The 18,634-nt window shown below is 74.6% G+C and carries 18 protein-coding genes; 10 read left to right on the forward strand and 8 right to left on the reverse strand.

The window, feature by feature from the left end; genetic code table 11:
- Window positions 1-1,185, forward strand: coding sequence for an aromatic ring-hydroxylating oxygenase subunit alpha (locus tag ACPPVO_RS41280; protein ID WP_426504018.1), 1,185 nt, complete (start codon window positions 1-3; stop codon window positions 1,183-1,185).
- Here ACPPVO_RS41280 and ACPPVO_RS41285 read toward each other — a convergent pair.
- Together ACPPVO_RS41285 and sigJ are read right to left on the reverse strand one after the other, a co-directional pair.
- Complete coding sequence (locus tag ACPPVO_RS41285) at window positions 1,160-1,342, reverse strand: hypothetical protein (protein ID WP_360371961.1); 183 nt, start codon at window positions 1,340-1,342, stop codon at window positions 1,160-1,162. The genes ACPPVO_RS41280 and ACPPVO_RS41285 overlap by 26 nt on opposite strands.
- Before the next feature lie 37 nt (window positions 1,343-1,379).
- Complete coding sequence (sigJ, locus tag ACPPVO_RS41290) at window positions 1,380-2,246, reverse strand: RNA polymerase sigma factor SigJ (protein WP_426504019.1); 867 nt, start codon at window positions 2,244-2,246, stop codon at window positions 1,380-1,382.
- Window positions 2,247-2,331: 85 nt separating this feature from the next.
- Between sigJ and ACPPVO_RS41295 the strand changes: the two genes are divergently transcribed.
- From ACPPVO_RS41295 to ACPPVO_RS41330, 8 genes are all read left to right on the forward strand, one after another.
- The gene (locus ACPPVO_RS41295; protein WP_426504020.1) at window positions 2,332-2,691 is read left to right on the forward strand and encodes a DoxX family protein; all 360 of its coding nucleotides are present in this window, start codon (window positions 2,332-2,334) and stop codon (window positions 2,689-2,691) included.
- Between the two features lie 10 nt (window positions 2,692-2,701).
- Window positions 2,702-3,094 (forward strand): nuclear transport factor 2 family protein, encoded by a 393-nt coding sequence (locus ACPPVO_RS41300; protein ID WP_426504021.1) that lies wholly within the window; start codon window positions 2,702-2,704, stop codon window positions 3,092-3,094.
- 71 nt (window positions 3,095-3,165) lie between these two features.
- Complete coding sequence (locus tag ACPPVO_RS41305; RefSeq protein ID WP_360371949.1) at window positions 3,166-3,894, forward strand: ABC transporter ATP-binding protein; 729 nt, start codon at window positions 3,166-3,168, stop codon at window positions 3,892-3,894.
- Entirely contained in the window at window positions 3,891-6,317 is a 2,427-nt protein-coding gene (locus tag ACPPVO_RS41310) for an FtsX-like permease family protein (RefSeq protein WP_426504022.1), read from the forward strand. The genes ACPPVO_RS41305 and ACPPVO_RS41310 overlap by 4 nt, the downstream gene beginning before the upstream one ends.
- Before the next feature lie 5 nt (window positions 6,318-6,322).
- Window positions 6,323-7,552 carry a sensor histidine kinase gene (locus tag ACPPVO_RS41315; RefSeq protein WP_426504024.1) on the forward strand — a complete coding sequence of 410 codons (1,230 nt, stop codon included), beginning with the start codon at window positions 6,323-6,325 and terminating at the stop codon, window positions 7,550-7,552.
- A complete protein-coding gene (locus tag ACPPVO_RS41320; protein WP_426504025.1) occupies window positions 7,540-8,193 on the forward strand; it encodes a LuxR C-terminal-related transcriptional regulator in 654 nt (217 codons plus the stop codon). The genes ACPPVO_RS41315 and ACPPVO_RS41320 overlap by 13 nt, the downstream gene beginning before the upstream one ends.
- 93 nt (window positions 8,194-8,286) lie before the next feature.
- Window positions 8,287-8,637, forward strand: coding sequence for an MBL fold metallo-hydrolase (locus ACPPVO_RS41325; RefSeq protein WP_426504027.1), 351 nt, complete (start codon window positions 8,287-8,289; stop codon window positions 8,635-8,637).
- A 40-nt stretch (window positions 8,638-8,677) separates the two neighbouring features.
- Window positions 8,678-9,253 (forward strand): AAA family ATPase, encoded by a 576-nt coding sequence (locus tag ACPPVO_RS41330; protein WP_426504029.1) that lies wholly within the window; start codon window positions 8,678-8,680, stop codon window positions 9,251-9,253.
- On the opposite strand, the gene ACPPVO_RS41335 is transcribed toward ACPPVO_RS41330, so the two are convergent.
- From ACPPVO_RS41335 to ACPPVO_RS41345, 3 genes are read right to left on the reverse strand one after another with little or no spacing between them, the layout of a single operon-like run.
- Entirely contained in the window at window positions 9,222-11,567 is a 2,346-nt protein-coding gene (locus tag ACPPVO_RS41335) for an FtsX-like permease family protein (protein ID WP_426504030.1), read from the reverse strand. The two genes, ACPPVO_RS41330 and ACPPVO_RS41335, sit on opposite strands and share 32 nt — an antisense overlap.
- Window positions 11,564-12,241: an ABC transporter ATP-binding protein gene (locus ACPPVO_RS41340; protein ID WP_360371926.1), complete on the reverse strand. Its 678-nt coding sequence runs from the start codon at window positions 12,239-12,241 to the stop codon at window positions 11,564-11,566. The genes ACPPVO_RS41335 and ACPPVO_RS41340 overlap by 4 nt, the downstream gene beginning before the upstream one ends.
- Window positions 12,238-12,762, reverse strand: a complete 525-nt coding sequence (locus ACPPVO_RS41345) for a PadR family transcriptional regulator (protein WP_426504031.1) — start codon at window positions 12,760-12,762, stop codon at window positions 12,238-12,240. The genes ACPPVO_RS41340 and ACPPVO_RS41345 overlap by 4 nt, the downstream gene beginning before the upstream one ends.
- A 249-nt stretch (window positions 12,763-13,011) precedes the next feature.
- Between ACPPVO_RS41345 and ACPPVO_RS41350 the strand changes: the two genes are divergently transcribed.
- Window positions 13,012-14,856, forward strand: coding sequence for a glycoside hydrolase family 9 protein (locus ACPPVO_RS41350; protein ID WP_426504033.1), 1,845 nt, complete (start codon window positions 13,012-13,014; stop codon window positions 14,854-14,856).
- 161 nt (window positions 14,857-15,017) lie between these two features.
- Here ACPPVO_RS41350 and ACPPVO_RS41355 read toward each other — a convergent pair whose 3' ends face one another.
- The 3 genes from ACPPVO_RS41355 to ACPPVO_RS41365 are packed head-to-tail and all read right to left on the reverse strand — an operon-like array spanning window position 15,018 to window position 18,591.
- Entirely contained in the window at window positions 15,018-15,938 is a 921-nt protein-coding gene (locus tag ACPPVO_RS41355) for a small ribosomal subunit Rsm22 family protein (protein WP_426504034.1), read from the reverse strand.
- A complete protein-coding gene (locus tag ACPPVO_RS41360; protein WP_426504035.1) occupies window positions 15,931-16,848 on the reverse strand; it encodes a DUF389 domain-containing protein in 918 nt (305 codons plus the stop codon). Before ACPPVO_RS41360 ends, ACPPVO_RS41355 begins: the two co-directional genes overlap by 8 nt.
- Window positions 16,849-16,857: 9 nt before the next feature.
- Window positions 16,858-18,591, reverse strand: coding sequence for a GTP-binding protein (locus ACPPVO_RS41365; RefSeq protein WP_426504036.1), 1,734 nt, complete (start codon window positions 18,589-18,591; stop codon window positions 16,858-16,860).
- Window positions 18,592-18,634: the final 43 nt, after the last annotated feature.

Raw genomic sequence — 18,634 nt, forward strand, 5'->3', positions numbered from 1 at the left:
ATGACGGAACTGCCCGCGGCGCCGCTCGACCCGGCCGGGATCGAGCCGGCGCTGCGCCCGTTCGGATCCTCCCGGACCCTGCCGGCCGCCGCGTACACCGACCCGGCCGTGCTCGCATGGGAGCGCCGGCACCTGTTCGCCGGCGCGTGGACGTGCCTGGGCCGCCTCGACGAGCTGTCCGAGGGCTGCAACCAGCGCGCCGTGACCGCGGGCGACGTGGGGGTGCTGCTGACGTTCGGCCCGCAACCGCGGGCGTTCGCGAACGTGTGCCGGCACCGCGGCCACGAGCTGCTCGGCGACGGCGAGACGGCCGACCGGGCGTCGGCGGTGTGCCCGTACCACGGCTGGGCGTACCGCCTCGACGGCTCGCTCGCCACCGCCCCGCACATGGCCAGCGTCGCGTCCTTCGACGCGGCCGCGCTGGGCCTGCTCGAGCTGCCCCTCGCCGTCTGGCACGGCTGGCTGCTGGTGAACGCGGGCACCCCGGCGCCGCCGGTGGCCGAGTACACCGGCGCGCTGGACGGGCTGCTCGCGCCGTACCGGATGGAGACGCTGCGGCTGGGCGCCCGGCACATCTACCCGGTCGCCGCGAACTGGAAGGCGATCGTCGAGAACTACCAGGAGTGCTACCACTGCCCGCTCATCCACCCGGAGCTGTGCCGCGTCTCCCCGCCCACGTCGGGCGACAACTGGACGCTCCCGGGCGCGTGGGTCGGCGGCAGCATGGACCTGCGCGAGCACGCCGAGACCATGTCCTTCGACGGCCGCGGTGCCGGCGTGTGGATCGACGGCGCGCCCCGGCGGACCATCCTGTACGTCGCGCTCTTCCCCAACCTGCTGATCTCCGCGCACCCCGACTACGTGATGACGCACCGGCTCACGCCGCTCGCGCCCGGGCACACCGAGATCGAGTGCAGCTGGTACTTCCCGGACGGCATCGACGACCCGGCGTACGCGGTCGACTTCTGGGACCTCACCAACCGGCAGGACTGGGCCGCCTGCGAGTCGGTGCAGCGCGGGCTGTCCTCGCCGCACTACGTGCCCGGGCCCCTCGCCGACAACGAGGACGCCGTGTACCAGTGGATCGCCCTCGTCGCCGCCGCCTACCTCGACCCGGCGGGCGCGCTGCGGCGCACGGCCGCGTCCGGGTCCCCGTTCGTCAGCGCCGGTTCCCCAGCACCATGAGCCCGGCGCCGGCGAGGGCCGCGACGGCGCCGAGCACCGCGTAGACGGTCACCAGCAGCCAGCTGGTCGGCTCGTGGCCGATCTCGACCCGCACGCCGATGCCGAACAGCGCCGCCACCGCCAGGAAGCCGATGCCGGTCGGCCGGGCCCACGTCATGGCGCCCAGTACAACATCCCGGCGCAACCGGCCCGGATCAGCCGTTCGTCCAGGTCCGCAGCTTCTCGGGGTTGCGCACCGCCCACATCCGGGTGATCCGGTCCCCGGTGACCTCGAACGCCATGACCGTGGACGTGACCCCGTCGACCTCGGTGACGACGCCCGGCTGCCCGTTGACCATCCGCTCCAGCACCACCATGCCGTCCGGCGCCAGGGCCATGATGCGCACGAGCCCCTGCGCGATCTGCTCCGCGCCGGCGATCGGCTCGAGCGTGGCCGGGACGAGGCCGCCGCCGTCGGAGACCGCGGTGGCGTCCGGGTCGAGCACGCCGATCAGCGCCTCGATGTCCTTGGCCGCCCAGGCCCGCGCGAACGCCCGCACCACCTCGGCCTGCCGCCGCGCCGCGCCACGCTCGACCCGCGCCTTCCGGATGCGCTTGCGGGCCGAGGAGGCCAGCTGCCGGCAGGCGCCGGGCGAGCGCCCGACGATCTCGCCGACCTCGGCGAAGGAGTAGCGGAAGACGTCGTGCAGCACGAACGCGACCCGCTCGGCCGGCGTCATGTTCTCCAGCACCACGAGGAACGCCATGCCGACCGACTCGTCGAGGGTGACGCGGTCCGCGGGATCGGCGACGCTGCCGCTCCCGCCGGCCGCCTGCGGCAGCGGCTCGGGGATCCACTCCCCCACGTAGCGCTCCCGCCGCACCCGGGCCGACCCGAGCAGGTCGAGGCAGATCCGGCTGGTGACCGTCGTGAGCCAGGCCGCGGGGGCCGCAACCTCGTCGCGCTGCCCCGGCGGGAGCGCGTACCAGCGCGCGTACGCCTCCTGCACCACGTCCTCGGCGTCGGCCAGCGACCCGAGGAGCCGGTACGCGATGTTCAACAGCTGCCGCCGTTCCTGCATCCCAACCCACCTCCACCGCATTCGACGAAACACGGCCCCGGAATGTCAGCCTGACATTTCCGTCCCCTGCATCGTCGGACGCGGCATGAACGTAGCGCTGTGGATCGTCGCTTCCCTGCTCGCCGCCGCCTTCCTGGCCAGCGGCCTGGTCAAGCTCGCGTGGCCCAAGTCGAAACTCGTGGCCAAGGGCAACGCCTGGGCCGAGTCGTTCTCCCCGGCCGCGGTGAAGGCCATCGGCGTCGCCGAGGTCCTCGCCGCCGCCGGGCTGATCCTGCCCCGGCTGCTGCACGTCGCCGAGGTCCTGACCCCGCTCGCCGCGACCGGCCTGGCCCTGCTCATGGCCGGCGCCGCCGTCGTGCACCAGCGCCGCGGCGAGTCCCGCGCCGTGGCGGCCACCGTCGTGTACCTCGCCGTGGCGGCGTTCGTCGCCGTGGCCCGTTTCTGAGGAGATCGCCGTGACCGACCGCTTCGAGATCGAGTCCCTGCGCGGCGAGTTCGCCGACGCCGCCATGCAGGGCGAGTACGACCGCGTGGCCGCGCTGTTCACCGCGGACGCCGCCTGGCGCATCCCGGCCGCCAACATCGAGTTCACCAGCCGCACCGAGATCGTGGAGGGCCTGCAGCGCCTGCGCACCGCGTGGGACTTCCTGATCCAGACCACCCACCCCGGCACCATCGCGCTGGACGGGGACCGGGCCACGGGCCGGGCGTACGTCCACGAGATCGGCCGCTTCCGCGACGGCACGCTGCACATCAACTACGGCGTGTTCCACGACCGCTACGAGCGCACCGGGGAAGGCTGGTGCTTCGCCGAGCGCACCTACGAGCTGCTCTACACGCCGGAGTAGGGCTGGCCCTACCCCGAAGATCCAGGGGCGCCATGTGTTGCCGGGCGCCGGATTTTCCGAGGCTGTACCGCATGGAGAACACACCGGTCGTCGAGGTGCACAACCTCGTCAAGACCTATCCGGGCGCTGGGGTGCGGGCGCTGGACGACGTTTCCGTCAGCTTCGCCCGGGGCGGCTTCTGCGCCGTGATGGGCCCGTCCGGGTCGGGCAAGACCACGCTGCTGCACTGCGCGGCCGGGCTCGACCGGGCCGACTCGGGGCGGGTCCGCCTCGCCGGGGACGACATCGCGCGGCTGCGGGAGCCGCGGCTGACGGAGGCGCGGCGCCGGCGGGTCGGGTTCGTCTTCCAGACGTACAACCTCATCGACTCGCTCTCGGTGTGGCACAACGTGCTGCTGCCGCAGCGGCTCGCCAAGGTCCGCCCCGACCGGGACCGGGCCCGCGAGGTGATCCGGCGGGTCGGCCTGGGCGGGCGGGAGCACGACCGGCCCGCCCAGCTGTCCGGCGGGCAGCGGCAGCGGGTCGCGCTGGCGCGGGCGCTCGCCGGACGGCCCGAGGTGATCTTCGCCGACGAGCCGACCGGGGCCCTGGACATCGCCACCGGCCGCGAGGTGCTCGGGCTGCTGCGCGAGGCGGTCGACCGCACCGGTACGGCCGTCGTCATGGTCACCCACGACCCGGCCGCGGCCGCGTGGGCCGACCGGGTCGTCTTCCTGGCCGACGGGCGCGTCGTCGACGAGCTCACCGCGCCGACCGCCGAGGCCGTCGCGAGCCGCATGACGGCGGTGAGCGCCCGATGATGCGCCTGGCCCTCGCCGGCCTGCGCCGCCACCGCGGCGCCTACGCCGGCACGTTCCTGGCCGCGGTGCTCGCGGTCGCGCTCCTCGCCGCCGGCGGGCTGCTGCTGTTCTCGGTGCTGACCGCGCGGCCGCCGGCCGACCGCTTCGCCGCGGCCGACGCGGTCGTCGCCGGGGCGCGGGAGGTCACCGCGACCACCGTGACCGACAAGAAGCAGGGCAAGACCAAGACGAAGACGAAGAGCGAGCGGCTCACCGGGGCCGGCACGCTGCCGCCCGAGCTGACCGCGCGGCTGGCCGCGCTGCCGGGCGTGGACGGGGCGGTCGCCGACTACGCGTTCGCGGTGGAGCTCACCGCCGGCGGCCGGTCGGTCCGCGGGGCGGACCACGCGCCAGTCGTCGGGCACGGCTGGGGCTCGGCCGCGCTGACGCCGTTCACGCTGCGGTCCGGTTCGCCGCCCGGCCCCGGGCTGGCCGTCGTCGACGCCGACCTCGCCGAGCGGGTCCACCTCGCCCCCGGCGGCGCCGTCGAGGTCACCACCCGCACCGGCACCCGGACCCTGCACATCTCCGGCGTCACCCGGGAGGCGCTGCCGGCCCAGGGCGCCCTCTTCGTCGCCGACGCCGACGTGGCCGCCCTCTCCGGCCTGGCGGGCCCGACGGCGATCGCGGTGCACACCGCCGACCCGGCCGCCTTCGCCCGCGCGGCCGCCCCGCTCACCGGCGCCGCCGTGCGCACCGGCGCCGACCGGGTCCGCGCCGACCTGCCCGGCGCGCTGCCCGACTACGTCGCGCCGATCTCGATCTTCGGCTTCGTCATCGGCATCACCGGCTTCGCCGCCGTGTTCGTGCTCGTCGGCACCGTCGCGCTCGGCGTGCGGCAGCGGCTGCGCGAGCTCGCGCTGCTGCGCACGATCGGGGCCACCCCGCGCGCGCTGCGCCGGCTGCTCGGCGCCGAGGCGGCCGCCCTGGCCGCGCTGGCGGCGGTGCCGGGGGTGCCGCTCGGGGTCGCCGTCGCGGGCCTCATCGCCCGCCGCTTCCGGGACCTGCGGGTGGTGCCCGCGCAGTTCGAGGTCCGCGCCAACGTGGGCGTGGCGCTGGCCGCGGCGGCCGCCGGGGTCCTGCTCACCGTGCTGGCCGCGCGCATCGCCGCCCGCCGCGCCGTGCGGATCGCCCCGACGCAGGCCCTCGCGGAGACGGCGGTGGCGCCCCGCGGCGCCGGCGCGCTGCGGGTGGCGCTGTCCGTGCTCACCGCGGCCGGGGCCGTCACCGTGCTCGCGGTCGTGCCCCTGGACGGGCCCCTCGGCATGGGCATGAGCTTCGTGTCCTGCGCGCTGCTGCTGTGCGCGGTGGCCGCGAGCGGGCCGCCGCTGGTGCGCGGCCTGACCGCCGTCGTCGGCCGGCTGGCGCCCGGGGCCATGGGCCGGCTGGCCGGGCTGATCGCCCGGGCCGAGCACCGCCGGATCGCCGCCGTCGCCGTGCCCCTCGTGCTGATGTTCGCCGTCAACGCCACGATGCTGCTCAACAGCGCCCTGCTCGGCGACCTGGCGGCGGCGGAGCAGGCGGCCCGCACGGCCCCGGCCGACGTCCGGCTCGACGTGGGGGCGGGGCTTCCCCTCGGTACCGCCGCAAAGCTCGCCACCGCCGCGGACGTCTCCGGTGCGGCCGCGACCATCCCCACGCGGGCCGTGCTCGTGCGCGCCGGCAAGCCCGAGGACTACGCGGCGCAGGGCCTGCTGGCCACCGGGGCGCCCGCCCTGGACCTCGGCGTCCGCTCGGGCGCGCTCACCGCCGACGGCCTGGCCGTGAGCACGTTCCTGGCCCGGCAGGAGGGCCTGCGCGTCGGCGACCGGGTGCCGGTGTGGCTGGCCGACGGCTTCCGCACCGAGCTGCCGCTGACCGCGACCTACGACCGCTCCCACGGCTTCGGCGACCTGGTGCTCCCGGCCGTCCTGGTCGGCGCGCACGACCCGCGGGGCCTCGTCGCCACGCTGGCGCTGCGCACGAGCGCCCCCGGCCGGTTCGCCGGCTCGGCGCTGCCGCCCGCGGCCCCGGACGCGCCCGAGCAGCAGGGCGCCTGGGAGCTGATGGTCGCCGTGTCGCTGGGCTTCACCGCGATCGCCGTCGTCAACACGTTCGCGATCGCCACCGCCGGGCGGCGGCCGGAGTACGCGAGCCTGCGCCTGGCCGGCGCCACCGTCGCCCAGGTGCGGCGGCTGGTGACCGGCGAGGCGGCGATCGCGGTGACGGTCGGGGCGCTGCTCGGCGCGGCGGTGACGGCGGTGGTCGTCGGCGCGTTCAGCCTGGCCCAGGACGGTACCCTCCGGGTCCTCGTCGACCCGGCCACCTACGCGGCCCTGCTGGGCGGCACCGCAGGGCTCGGCCTGCTGGCGGGCGCGGCGGCCGCCATCCGATGCGTACGCTGATCGTCGTGAGACGGACGGGGGCGGCGCTGGGGTACCTGGCCGCCGGGGTCGCCGCCGGCCCGGCCGGGCTGCTGTGGAGCATCGCCGCCGTCGCCGCCGTGGCGGTGCTCGGCGTCACCCAGCTCGGCGGCCCCGCGTTCCTCGGCGCGGCCTGGGTCACCCGGCGGCTGGCCTGGGCCGAGCGGCACCGGGCGGCGTGGGTGCTGGGCCGGCCGATCGACCCGCCGTACGTGCCCGCCCCCGCCGGCACGCTCCGCCGCCGGGTCGCCGCGGTCGGGGCCCAGCCGGCCACCTGGCGCGACCTGGCCTGGCTGGTGCTGCTCTTCCCGCTCGGCATCGGCCTGGGGGTGGCCGGGATCGTCGTCACCGCGGTCACCGTGGGGATGGCCACCGCGCCGGCGTGGGCGTGGGCGGTACCGAACCCCCGCGCGCCCTTCCCGGTGAAGCCGCTGATGACCACGGGCGGCGGGCGGCTGCTGCTGGTACCGCTGGGACTGGCCCTACTGCCGCTGGCCGCCTGGCTCGTGCGCCGGCTGGCCCGGCTGGAGGTCTCGGTCGCCCGGGCGCTGCTGGCCCCCGGCGAGCACCGCCGCCTGGTCGAGGAGACCGAGCGGCTGGCCCGCACCCGCGCCCGGGTGGTGGACGCGCAGGCGGCCGAGCTGCGGCGCATCGAGCGCGACCTGCACGACGGCGCGCAGGCCCGGATCGTGGCGGCGGGGATGACGCTGGCGCTGGCCGCGCGCAAGCTGCGCGGCGTGGACTCGTCGTCGGTGGTCCTGAGCGACGTCGACACCGCGCGCCGGCAGCTCGACGAGGCCCTCGCCGAACTGCGCCGCCTCGTGCGCGGCATCCACCCGCCGATCCTCACCGACCGCGGCCTGCACGCCGCCCTGGCCGCGCTGGCCGGGGACAGCCCCCTGCCGGTCGTCGTGCGCGGCGACCCGGCGCTGCGGTTCCCGGCCGCGGTCGAGTCGGCGGCGTACTTCGTCGCCGCCGAGGGCCTCGCCAACGCGGCCAAGCACTCGGGCGCGGGGGCATGCGTGCTCGAGCTCCGCCGTACCGCCGCCGGGGTCCGCATCGTCGTCGAGGACGACGGCCGCGGGGGCGCCGACCCGGCCGGCGCGGGCCTGGACGGCCTGCGGCGGCGGGTCGAGGCGCTGGACGGCACCCTCACCGTGGACAGCCCGCCGGGCGGTCCGACCCTGCTGCGAGCGGAGCTGCCATGCGCATCGTGATCGCCGAGGACCTGCTCCTCCTGCGCGACGGCCTCGTGCGCCTGCTCACCGACACCGGCCACGAGGTGCTGGCCGCCGTCGCTGACGCCCCCTCGCTGCTCGCCGCCGTGGCCGGGCACGCCCCGGACCTGTCCATCGTGGACGTACGCCTGCCGCCGGGCTTCCGCGACGAGGGCCTGCGCGCCGCGCTGGAGATCCGCGCCGCCGACCCGCAAGCCCGGGTGCTGATCCTGTCGCAGTACGTCGAGCGCGCCTACGCCGCCGACCTGCTCGCCGACGGCCGCGGCGGCGTCGGCTACCTGCTGAAGGACCGCGTCACCGCCCTGGACGACTTCCTCGACGCGATCGAACGCGTGGCGTCGGGCGGCACCGCGATGGACCCGGAGGTCGTACGGCAGCTGTTCGCGCGCAACGACCGCAACGCGGGCGTGGGCGCACTGACCCCGCGGGAGCGGGAGGTGCTGGCCCTGATGGCGCAGGGCCTGTCGAACTCGGCGATCTGCGCCGCCCTGGTCCTGGCCCCGGTGTCGGTGGAGAAGCACATCACGAACATCTTCGCGAAGCTGTCCCTGCCGCCGGCGGACGACGCCCACCGCCGCGTGCGGGCCGTCCTGGCCTACCTGGGCGCGGAGGTCTCCTAGCCCGGATCACGTGAAGGTGCACAGGACCGATGGGAGACCGGGCCGGTAGGGCGTAAAGGCCGGAACGGCATCGCCGCTGGCAGACTTGCTCGCATGGTCGACTGGTACACGCAGGCCGAGACCCTGCACCGCACGCTCGGCGACGGTGACCGTATCGACCTGGGTGGGCGGGTACTGACGGTGCTGCACCTTCCCGGCCACACGCCGGGCAGCATCGCCCTGCTGGAGGAGCGGACCGGGACCCTGTACTCCGGCGACGTCGTCTACGACGGTGGCCTGATCGACGACCTGCCGAACTCCGACGTAGCCGCCTACCGGCGCAGCATGGAGCTCCTCGCCGGCCTCGACGTGTCCGTCGTCCACCCCGGCCACGGGCCCAGCTTCGACCGGGCCCGCCTTCGCGAGCTGGCCGCGGCGTATCTGCGGCAGAGGGCGGAAGGCTGAACCCGTGCACTACTGCCAGCGGTGTGAGGAGCCCATCGTCATGGTGCCCCGCGGGGAGCTCGCGGTCTGTCCCGACTGCGGGCACAGTGAGCCCGCGCGGCGCCTGCCCCTGTTCGTCGTCACCGGGGCGTCCGGGTCGGGCAAGACCACGGTGCTGCCGCATCTGGTGCAGGGGTTGCCCGAGTGCCTGGTGTTCGACGGCGACTGGCTCATCGGGCCGTTCGAGCGGGCCTGCGAGTTCGGCGAGGTCGACTGGCCCGCGCTGCGCGACGCGTGGCTCAGTGTCGCGCACGGGGCGGCGCAGAGCGGGCGGCACACGGTACTGCTGGCGCCCTTCACGCGTGAGCAGCTCGACGAGCTCGCCGGCCGGCGGTGGGTCGCCGAGGTCCACTTCGCGGTGCTCGACTGCGCCGACGACGTGCGCCGGGCCCGGCTCGAGGCGCGGCCGCGCTGGCGCGAGCGGGCGGTCGAGCGGCACGTCGCCTTCGCCGCCCATCTGCGCGCCACCGTGGAGACCGCGGTGCGGACCGACGACGGGCCGCCCGAGGAGTCGGCCCGTCGTCTCGTCGCCTGGGTCCGGGGCATCACTCGAAGCGCAGGCCCTCCGGCCGCATGAGCCGGAACAGCGGGGGCAGGCTGGCCAGGGTCACCAGCAGTACCACGGCGGCCGCGATGCCGCTCACCGCGCCCACGTCCGGCCAGTCGAGGCGTACCTTGACCGCGACGATGCGCAGCAGCACGGCGCCCAGCCCCAGGCCGAGCACGGACGCGACGACCAGGCCGAGCGCGACCGGCACCGCGGTCTGCCACAGGATCGACCACGCCATGGTGCCGCGGCGGGTGCCGAAGGCGACCAGGGCGGCGAGGGTTCGCCGGCGCTCGCGCAGCTGCTCCACGGTACCGACGAGCAGGCTCAGACCGACCAGGACCAGCACCACTGTCGCGCCCGCGAACAGGCCGCGGCGGATGCTCGCGAACGTCGTGTCGACGTCCCGGGGCGACAGGATCGTGACGTCCGCCGTCGGGCCGATGCGCATCGCCGCGTTGCGCAGGTGCTCGACCGCGTCCGGGGTGGCGAAGTCGAGGCCGATGAAGGTGTAGTACCGCGCGTCAAGGGTCTCGGTCAGCGCCGCCGGGGCCGCGCCCGTGGTCACGAGCAGGCCGTCGTGGTAGGAGGCGTACGGGTCGCGCCGCTCCTTGGCCGTCTTGAGCTGCGCCGGCACGTGCCAGGTCGGCTTGGCCGTGTCGTCCTCGCGGCCCCCGACGAGCACGTCCCGGCCCTTGGCCGCGGTGGCGTCGTCGCTCATGCCCGGCTGGGAGAACGACGCCGGGTCGACGACGAACACGTCGCCGTCCGCGCAGCCCGGCAGGTCGGCGAGGATGCGCAGGGTGTCGCAGTCGGCCACCGCGACCTCGAAGACCTTCGGGTCGCCGGGCATCGAGACGACCATTTGGCGGTACGTGTGCAGGCTCGTCACCCCGGGGCTCTTACGCAGCTCGGCCTCGGCCTGCGCCGCGTCGTGCACGGGCACCGACACGCTCGGCTTGACCATCGTGACGGCCTGGGCCGCGGCGACGTTCTGGGCGCTGTCCCGGGTGTTCTCGGCCTGCGCGGCCGAGAAGAGCATCTGCAGCGCGATCGTGCCGGCCGCGGCGACCGCGACGGCGTTGACGGCCCGCAGCGCGCTGTCGTGCGACAGCTGCAGCCGGCGTATGGCGATCTGCCAGGAGACCGGGCCGCCGGAGCCGAGCCGGGCGACGAGCCGGTCGAAGATCCAGGGCAGCATCGTGGCCACGCCGAGCAGCAGCAGGATGATGCCGATGGCGGCCTGCCAGACGTTGAAGCGGTGCGCCTTCGCGCCGATGAGCGGCAGCACGAGCGCGAGGCCGCCGGCCCACGGCAGCAGGCGCCACCAGATCCGCCGCCGGGCGCGCGCGGTCGCCCGGCGGACCACGCCGAGCGGCTCGACGACGACCCGGCGCAGGGCGAGCAGCGTCATGAGCAGAGCCGCCAGCGGTACCGCGACCACGATCGCCAGGAACAGCAGCGGCGACGGCTGTATGTCGGAGGCGTACACGCTGATCGACCCGAGCTCGAAGCGCTCGGCGAACTGCCGCCCGGCGGAGAAGAACCCGGCGCCGAGAACGACCCCGAGCGCGGCGCTGACCACCGCCTCGCCGGCGGCGATCCGGCGCGTCATCCACGTGTCGGCGCCGACGAGCCGGACCGCGGCCAGCCGCCGGTCGCGCTGCTCGCCGCCGAAGCGGGTCGCCGCGGCGACGAACATCGCCACGGGCATGAGCAGGACGACGAAGATGACCACGACGAGCAGCAGCAGGATGGGCGAGAGCGGGTCGCCGGGGGCGCTCGGCGAGCCGTAGTGCGTGAGCCGGCGGACGTCGGGATCGTCCTCGCTCAGGCTGCCGCGGGTGCCGTAGAAGTACAACTCGTTCGGGCCTGAAAGTCCTTGCTTGGCGATCACGCCGGCCACCGGCTGCGGGAAACGCTGGCGCAGCAGGGCGCCCTCGGGCGTCTCGAACAGGTCGCGCAGCGCCGGGGAGACGACGATCGAGCCGTCGGGCGGCAGCGCGGTCACGCCCGGCGGGACGATCGGGTGCGCGCCCTCGGGCTTGAGGAACCGGCCGGTGACCGAGCGGTCGTGGTAGGCGTTGTCGACCGGCAGCATGAGCACCGACGTGTCGCTGCGGGCCGGCGCCTCCTCGCTGTAGTGCATGTCGTCGCGGCCGTCGATGCGGTGGTGGCGGCCGTCGAGGATGCCGGGGATCGAGACGGACAGCAGCAGTACCGCCACGCCGAGCCCGACCCCGAGGGCGGTGAGCACGGTGCGGACCAGGCCCTCGCGGCCGCCGCTGAGCGCGAGCCGGGCCCCGAGCCCCACCTCGGAGCCCCAGCGCCGCGGTGAGCTCATCGAGCCCGCTCCAGGTCCAGGGCGCGGCCGTCGCGGACGACGATCTCGCGGTCGGAGTAGGCCGCGACCCGCGGCTCGTGCGTGACGAGCACGACGGCGGCGCCGCTGTCGCGGGCGGCCGCGGTGAACAGGCGCATGACCCGCTCGCCGTTGAGGGAGTCCAGGGCACCGGTCGGCTCGTCGGCGAAGACCACGCGGGCGCCGGTGACCAGCGCGCGGGCGACCGCGACCCGCTGGCCCTCGCCGCCGGAGACCTCGCCGGGGCGCTTCTTGGCCACGTCGCCGATCTCCAGGCGGTCGAGCCATTCGCGGGCGCGCTGCTCGGCGGCGCGGCGGCGTACCCCGTCGAGGCGCAGCGGCAGGGCGACGTTCTCCACGCAGGTCAGCTCCGGCACCAACTGGCCGAACTGGAACACGAACCCGAACTCGCCCCGGCGCAGGGCGCTGCGGCGCGTGTCGGACAGGGCGGAGAGCTCCTGGTCGCGGTACATCACGCGCCCCGAGTCGGGCCGGATGATCCCGGCGAGGCAGTGCAGCAGCGTGGACTTGCCCGAGCCCGAGGGCCCCATCACGGCGACGATCTCACCGGCCGCGACCGACATCGACGCCCCGTCCAGGGCCGCGGTGGACCCGAACGACCGGTGCAGGTCCTCGGCCGAAAGCAGTGCGGTCATCGCCGTACATCCTTCGCAAGCTCGTCGAGGCGCGCGGTGGTCAGCTCCAGCCAGCGCAGGTCGGCCTCGAGGTGGAACAGCGCGTGGTCGCAGATCAGCTGGTCGGACAGGTCGCCGGCGGCCTTGCGGCGGGTCAGCTCGCGCATCAGCCGCAGGTGCTCGGCGCGCTGCGTGTCGAGCACCTCCGCGGCCGGGCGGCCGGTGAACAGGGCGAGCACGACCTTCATGTACAGGGTGCTCTGCAGGTAGGGCTCGGGCTTCTCGGGGTGGGCGAGCCAGTGCTCGACGTCGGCGACCCCGGCTTCGGTGATCGCGTAGCGCTTGCGGTCGGGGCCCTCGCCCGACTCAACGCTGTCGACGCTGACGAGGCCGTGCTTGAGGAGGCGGGACAGGGTCGCGTAGACCTGCCCGTAGGCGAGGGGGCGGTCGGCGCCGAAGCGCTCGTCGTAGGCCCGCTTGAGGTCGTAGCCGTGGCGGGGCCGGGCCTCGAGGAGCCCCAGAAACGCTTGACCGATGGACATGCCCGGGACTCTACACGACATGTATACATGCCATGTATACCTGGCGCGTAGAGCGTTCTGAGCAGGCACGACGCGCAAACGTACGACACAACGGGACGAGCGTTTGTGCCAACGGAGGGGTCCGGCTGTGGCCGGGGTCACACCGGGACGGCTTTGTCCGATTCGCGCGGCTTTCCGGTGGCTAGGTTCGCTGGCAACGCCGTAATCACCCGGTAATGCACCCCTTTGCCCAAGACCGGAAGGAGTCCCGTGCGCCTGCCCGCCCTTTTGCAGTCCCGCCGTGCCCGCCTGGCCGCCGTGGCCGCGATCGTCGCCGTCCCCGCCGTCGCGCTGCCCATCGTCTTCTCGAGCCGCGACGGCGGCCTGCCCGGAACCAGCGCCGACAGCGCCTACGCGTTCCCGGCCACCCCGGACCACATCCCGGACACGCCGGTCCGCGTGAACCAGGTCGGGTACCTGCCCGACGGCCCGAAGCGGGCCACCGTCATCTCCGAGTCCGCCAAGCCGCTGGCCTGGCAGCTCAAGGACAACGCCGGCAAGGTCGTCGCCTCCGGCGAGTCGGAGCCCCGCGGTATGGACGCCAGCTCCGGGCAGCAGACGCACGTCGTGGACTTCAGCTCGTACCGCGGCTCCGGCCACACGTACACGCTCGAGGTCGACGGCAAGGCCAGCCTCCCGTTCGACCTGGACCCGAAGGCGTACCGCCAGCTCGGCATCGACGCGCTGTCGTTCTACTATCCGCAGCGCAGCGGCATCGCCATCGACGACGCCATCGCGCCGGGCTACGGCCGCAAGGCCGGGCACACCGCGGACACCCCGGGCGGCGGCGACACCAAGGTCCCGTGCCAGCCGGGCGCCTGCACCGACACCCTCGACGTCACCGGCGGCTGGTACGACGCCGGCGACCAGGGCAAGTACGTCGTCAACGGCGGCATCTCGGTCGCCCAGCTCATGAGCTCCTACGAGCGCTCCCCGAAGGCCGCCGAGGCCCGCTCCCTGCGCCTGCCCGAGCACGGCGGCAAGACGCCGGACGTGCTCGACGAGGCCCGCTGGGAGCTCGACTTCCTCACCAAGATGCAGGTGCCGGCCGGGGACCCCCTGGCGGGCATGGCCCACCACAAGGTGACCGACGCCGGCTGGACGGGGCTGCCGACCGACCCGGCCGCCGACACCCAGCAGCGGCAGCTGCACGCCCCGTCGACCGCCGCGACCCTGAACCTCGCCGCCGCGGCCGCGCAGGGCGCCCGGGTCTTCGAGCCCTACGACCGGGCCTACGCCGAGAAGCTGCTGAAGGTGGCGAAGACCGCGTACGCCGCGGCGCTTGAGCACCCGAAGATGTTCGCCCCGGACTCCGACTCGACCGGCGGCGGCGCCTACGGCGACTCCGACGTCAGCGACGAGTTCTACTGGGCCGCGGCCGAGCTGTACATCAGCACCGGCGACAAGCAGTACAGCTCCGCGGTGACGTCCTCGCCGCTGCACAAGTCCGACGTGTTCGCCGCGCCGTTCGACTGGCGCGCGACCGCCGCCCTGGGCCGGCTCGACCTCGCCACCGTCGACAACAAGCTCGCCGACCGCGCGCGGGTGCGCCAGAGCGTGGTCGACGGGGCCGACCGGTTCCTCAAGACCATGGACGGGCAGGCCTACGGCCAGCCGTACGCGCCCAACGGCGGCTACGACTGGGGCTCGAACAGCCAGATCCTCAACAACCTCACCGTCGTCGCCACCGCGTTCGACCTGACCGGCGAGGCGAAGTACCGCACCGGCGTGCTCTCCGGCATGGACTACATCCTGGGCCGCAACGCGCTCAACCAGTCCTACGTCACCGGCTACGGCGAGAAGGCGTCGAAGAACCAGCACAGCCGCTGGTACGCCCACCAGCTCGACCCGAAGCTGCCGAACCCGCCGCGCGGCACCCTCGCCGGCGGCCCGAACTCGCAGCTGCAGGACGAGGTCGCGGGCGCCGCGCTGCGCGGCTGTAAGCCGCAGCTGTGCTACATGGACGACATCAAGTCGTGGTCGACCAACGAGCTGACCATCAACTGGAACGCGTCGCTGGCCTGGGTCTCGACGTTCGTGGCCGACCAGGCCTAGGGGCTGTATCGAAGTGGGGGTCGGAGCGAGGCGAGGCTCAGGCGTCGGCTGGGGCCGCGCCGGGCGCGCCCCGATACCGGGGTTGTATCGGGGTGTGACCGGGGTGGTTCCAGACGGCGTCTGAGTCCGCCGCAGCCCGGCCATCCACTTCGATACAGCCCCTAGATCCAGGCGTCGCCCCACTCGGCGTCGCGGGCCGCCTTGTAGCGCGGACCCTCCCGCTTCGACACCAGGACCGGCCCGACACTCGTGTCGGGCCGGCACACCTGGAGCGTGACGAGGCCCTTGCGGAACACCGGGTGCCGGACGATCCGGCCGGGTGACGGCGCAGGGGCCTTGAGCGCCGCCACGAAGCTGTACTTCTCGTCCTCGTACCCGAGGCTGGCGTCCTTGAGCCGCCGGTGCAGCGCCGAGCGGTTGACCCTCGCCGCGAAGTGGCACCAGTCGCCGCCCCGCATCCCGCACGCCAGCTGGTGCGGGCACGGGGCGGCGACGTGCCAGCCGGCCCCGATCAGCTGGTCGCGGGCGGCGAGCATCCGGCGGTACCCCGGCGGCGTCCCCGGCTCGATCAGCACCACGGCCGTCGTCGCCGCCGCGGCGGCCTGCGCCACGAGCGCGCGCTGGGCCTCCTCGTCCAGCTCGGTGAGCACGTAGGAGGCGGTGACCAGGTCGGCGCCGGGCACCGGATCGCCCAGCCGCCACTCCTGCCACGTGAAGTCCAGGTCCTTCGCGATGCGGGCGCCGAGCTTGAGCGTCTCCGGCACCTGGTCCAGCACCGTCGCCGGGACGGGGCCGTAGGCGCCCCGGACCGCCCAGGCGGCCGCGCCGGTACCGCCGCCGAGGTCCACGTGGCTGCGCGGCGCGATCGGCGGCAGCTGGGCCAGCGCGGCGCTCACCGCGGCGTGCGTGGCCGGCATGCGGTAGGCGGCGTACGCGGTCGCGTCGACCATGTTGCGGATCAGGGGCTCGTCGGCGGGCCGGCCGCTGCGGTAGTCCTCGATGAGCCGCCGTACCGACTCGGTCAGCCGGGCCGGCGGGACCTCCTGCAGGAGCGCGTCGAGCGCGTCGCGGAGCTCAGGCACGGCGCCACAGCAGCCGCAGGACCAGCAGCGTCGCCACCCCGGCGGCGACGATCGCGGCCAGGTTGATCAGCAGCTGCAGGGCGGAGCCGCCGGCCTCGTGCGGCACCCCGTAGGCCAGCGCCACCGCGATGTTCGCCGCCGCGGGCACCGTCGTGACCGAGATGAGCACCCCGATCATCGGCCCGGCCTTCGCCGAGGTCAGCGACAGCATCCCGGCGATCCCGGCGAAGAACCCGACCACCCACGACAGCGCGTCGGGCCGCCAGATGAAGTCGGTCAGCGGCCGTTCCCGCAGCAGCATCCCCTTGTCGACCAGGCCCAGCGCGTCGAGGCCCCACGTGGTCAGGACCGTCACCAGGATGCCCACCGGGAAGCCGACCGCGAGCGCGAGCAGGGCCCGGCGCACCGAGCGGCCACGGCGGCGCACGATCCCCACGCACAGCGAGGCCAGCGGGCCGAACTCGGGCCCGACGACCATCGCCCCGACGATGAGGATCGGCTGGTCGAGCAGCACCCCGATGCCGGCGATGATGGTCGCGATCGCGAGCATCGCCAGGAACGTGCCCGACAGCTCGGTCTCCTCGCCGGTCTTCTGCTCGATCTCGTCCCACACCACGGCGTCACCGGACAGGCCGGGGGCGGCGTCGGCGGCCCGCCGCGCGTTGCGGGACAGGGCGACGTCGACGGTCTCGACCGCGATCGACCCGTGCTCGTCGATGCCGAGCTTGCGCAGCGCGGCGAGGACCGGGCTGGCGGCCTCGCGCACCACGTCGGCGAGCACGAGGTCGCCGGCCGGCTCGCGGGCGGCCCCGGGGAGCACGACCACGTTGGTGGCCCCGGCCTCGGCCGTGAGCAGCTCGACGACCCGCTCGGTGTCGCCGGGCGGACTGATCACTCGCAGGTGCAGCACGGCGCCACGCTACACGGGACGGTACCCGGCGAAGCGCGACTCCACCGTCCCCTCCCCGTGCGTCAGGCCGGGCAGCGCCCGCTCCAGGTCCGCGAGCCGCGCCGCCGCGATCGTGCCGCCGACCGTGAACCGCCCCGGGCCGGCCCCGGGCGCGTCCGGCACCGCCCCGAACCGCGGCAGGGCGCCGAGGGTGGCCGTGAGCGCGTCCGCGGGCCCCTCGATCGCGAAGCGGTGCACCGGCTCGCACACCACCGTCCCGGCCTCGGCCAGGGCGCGGGCGAGCAGCTCGGGGACGAGCCGGCGGAAGTCGGCGGCGGTGGAGATCGGGGACTGGTACCCGCACTGCGTGACCGTCACCCGGGCGTCCCCGACGTCCCAGCCGTGCAAGCCGCCGCGGGCGAACGCGTCGCGGACGTAGCGCTCGATCGCCTCCCGGAAATGCGCGAGGGTCTTGTACACGTACATGGGCACGTGCTCGACCGGTACGGCCAGCTCGACCTGGATGCCCTCCCCCGGCTCCACCAGCAGCTCGAGGGTCGCCTGGTGCGGGTTGCCGTCGCGGCCGCGGACCGCTCCGGCGCGGGCCCGGCCGGCGGGGCGCTCCCGGTGCAGGGTGACGGTCTCGCCGAAGGTGACCGCGAGGCCGTACTCCTCGGCGAGCGTGTCGCGGATGACCTCGCGCTGGATCTCGCCGTACAACTTGATGCGCAGCTCGCCGGTCTCCTCGTCGAGGCCCAGGTCGATGAGCGGGTCCTGCTCGGCCAGGCGTTGCAGGGCGCGGTGCAGGTCGCGGCGGCGGGCGGGGTCGTCCGGCTCGATCGTGGCCTCGAGGGTCGGCGGGGCGAAGACGGCTTCCGGGGTCGCCTCGCCGGTTCCGATGGTGTCGCCGAGCCTGATGTGGCGGAGTCCCTGGACCCGGCCGATCCCGCCGGGGCCGAGGTGCTCGCGGCGGCCGTCGTTGATGGCGGTGACCTTCTCCTCGCCGATCCGGTCGCGGGTTCGCAGCACGCCCTCGAACACCCGGACGTAGGCCACCCTTTCCCGGTCGATCTTGAACACGGTGGCCCTGAGCGGCGCGGTCTGTCTGTTCCCCGCCGTCGGTAGCTGCTGCTCGATCGCTCGCGTGAGCTCGTGAATGCCCTCGCCGGTGATCGCGGAGCCCTTGTACGCCGGGAGGATCGTTGCGTCGGCGGTCAACCTTCCGATCAACTTCGGCGGTATCTGCTGGCCTGTTACGTAGGCCGTCAGGGCTTCCTCGTCGTGTTCGGCGAGGGCCTCCGCGCAGTCGCGCCACATGGGGATCGCGCCGGCGATCTGCCCGATCACGCGGTCGGGGTCGGCGCCGGTGCGGTCGGTCTTGTTGACGAAGACGAGCGTCGGCACGCGCAGGCGGCGCAGGGTGCGCAGCAGCACCCGGGTCTGGGCCTGCACCCCCTCGACCGCCGAGACGACGAGCACGGCGCCGTCGAGCACGCGCAGGGCCCGCTCCACCTCGGCGATGAAGTCGGGGTGGCCGGGCGTGTCGATGAGGTTCACGGTGAGCGCGCCGATGCCGAACGTGGCGACGGCGGACTTGATGGTGATGCCGCGGCGGCGCTCCTGCTCGAGCGAGTCGGTCTGGGTGCTGCCGGCGTCGACACGGCCGAGGCGGTCGATCACGCCGGCGTCGAACAGGAGGCGCTCGGTGAGGCTGGTCTTACCGGCGTCGACGTGCGCGACGATGCCGAGGTTGAGGATGCTCAAGACGTGTCAGGTCCTTCACGGGCGAGGTGGGCTGCGGCCGGGA

This window comes from Dactylosporangium sp. McL0621, assembly GCF_049995355.1.
Taxonomy (GTDB): Bacteria; Actinomycetota; Actinomycetes; order Mycobacteriales; family Micromonosporaceae; genus Dactylosporangium.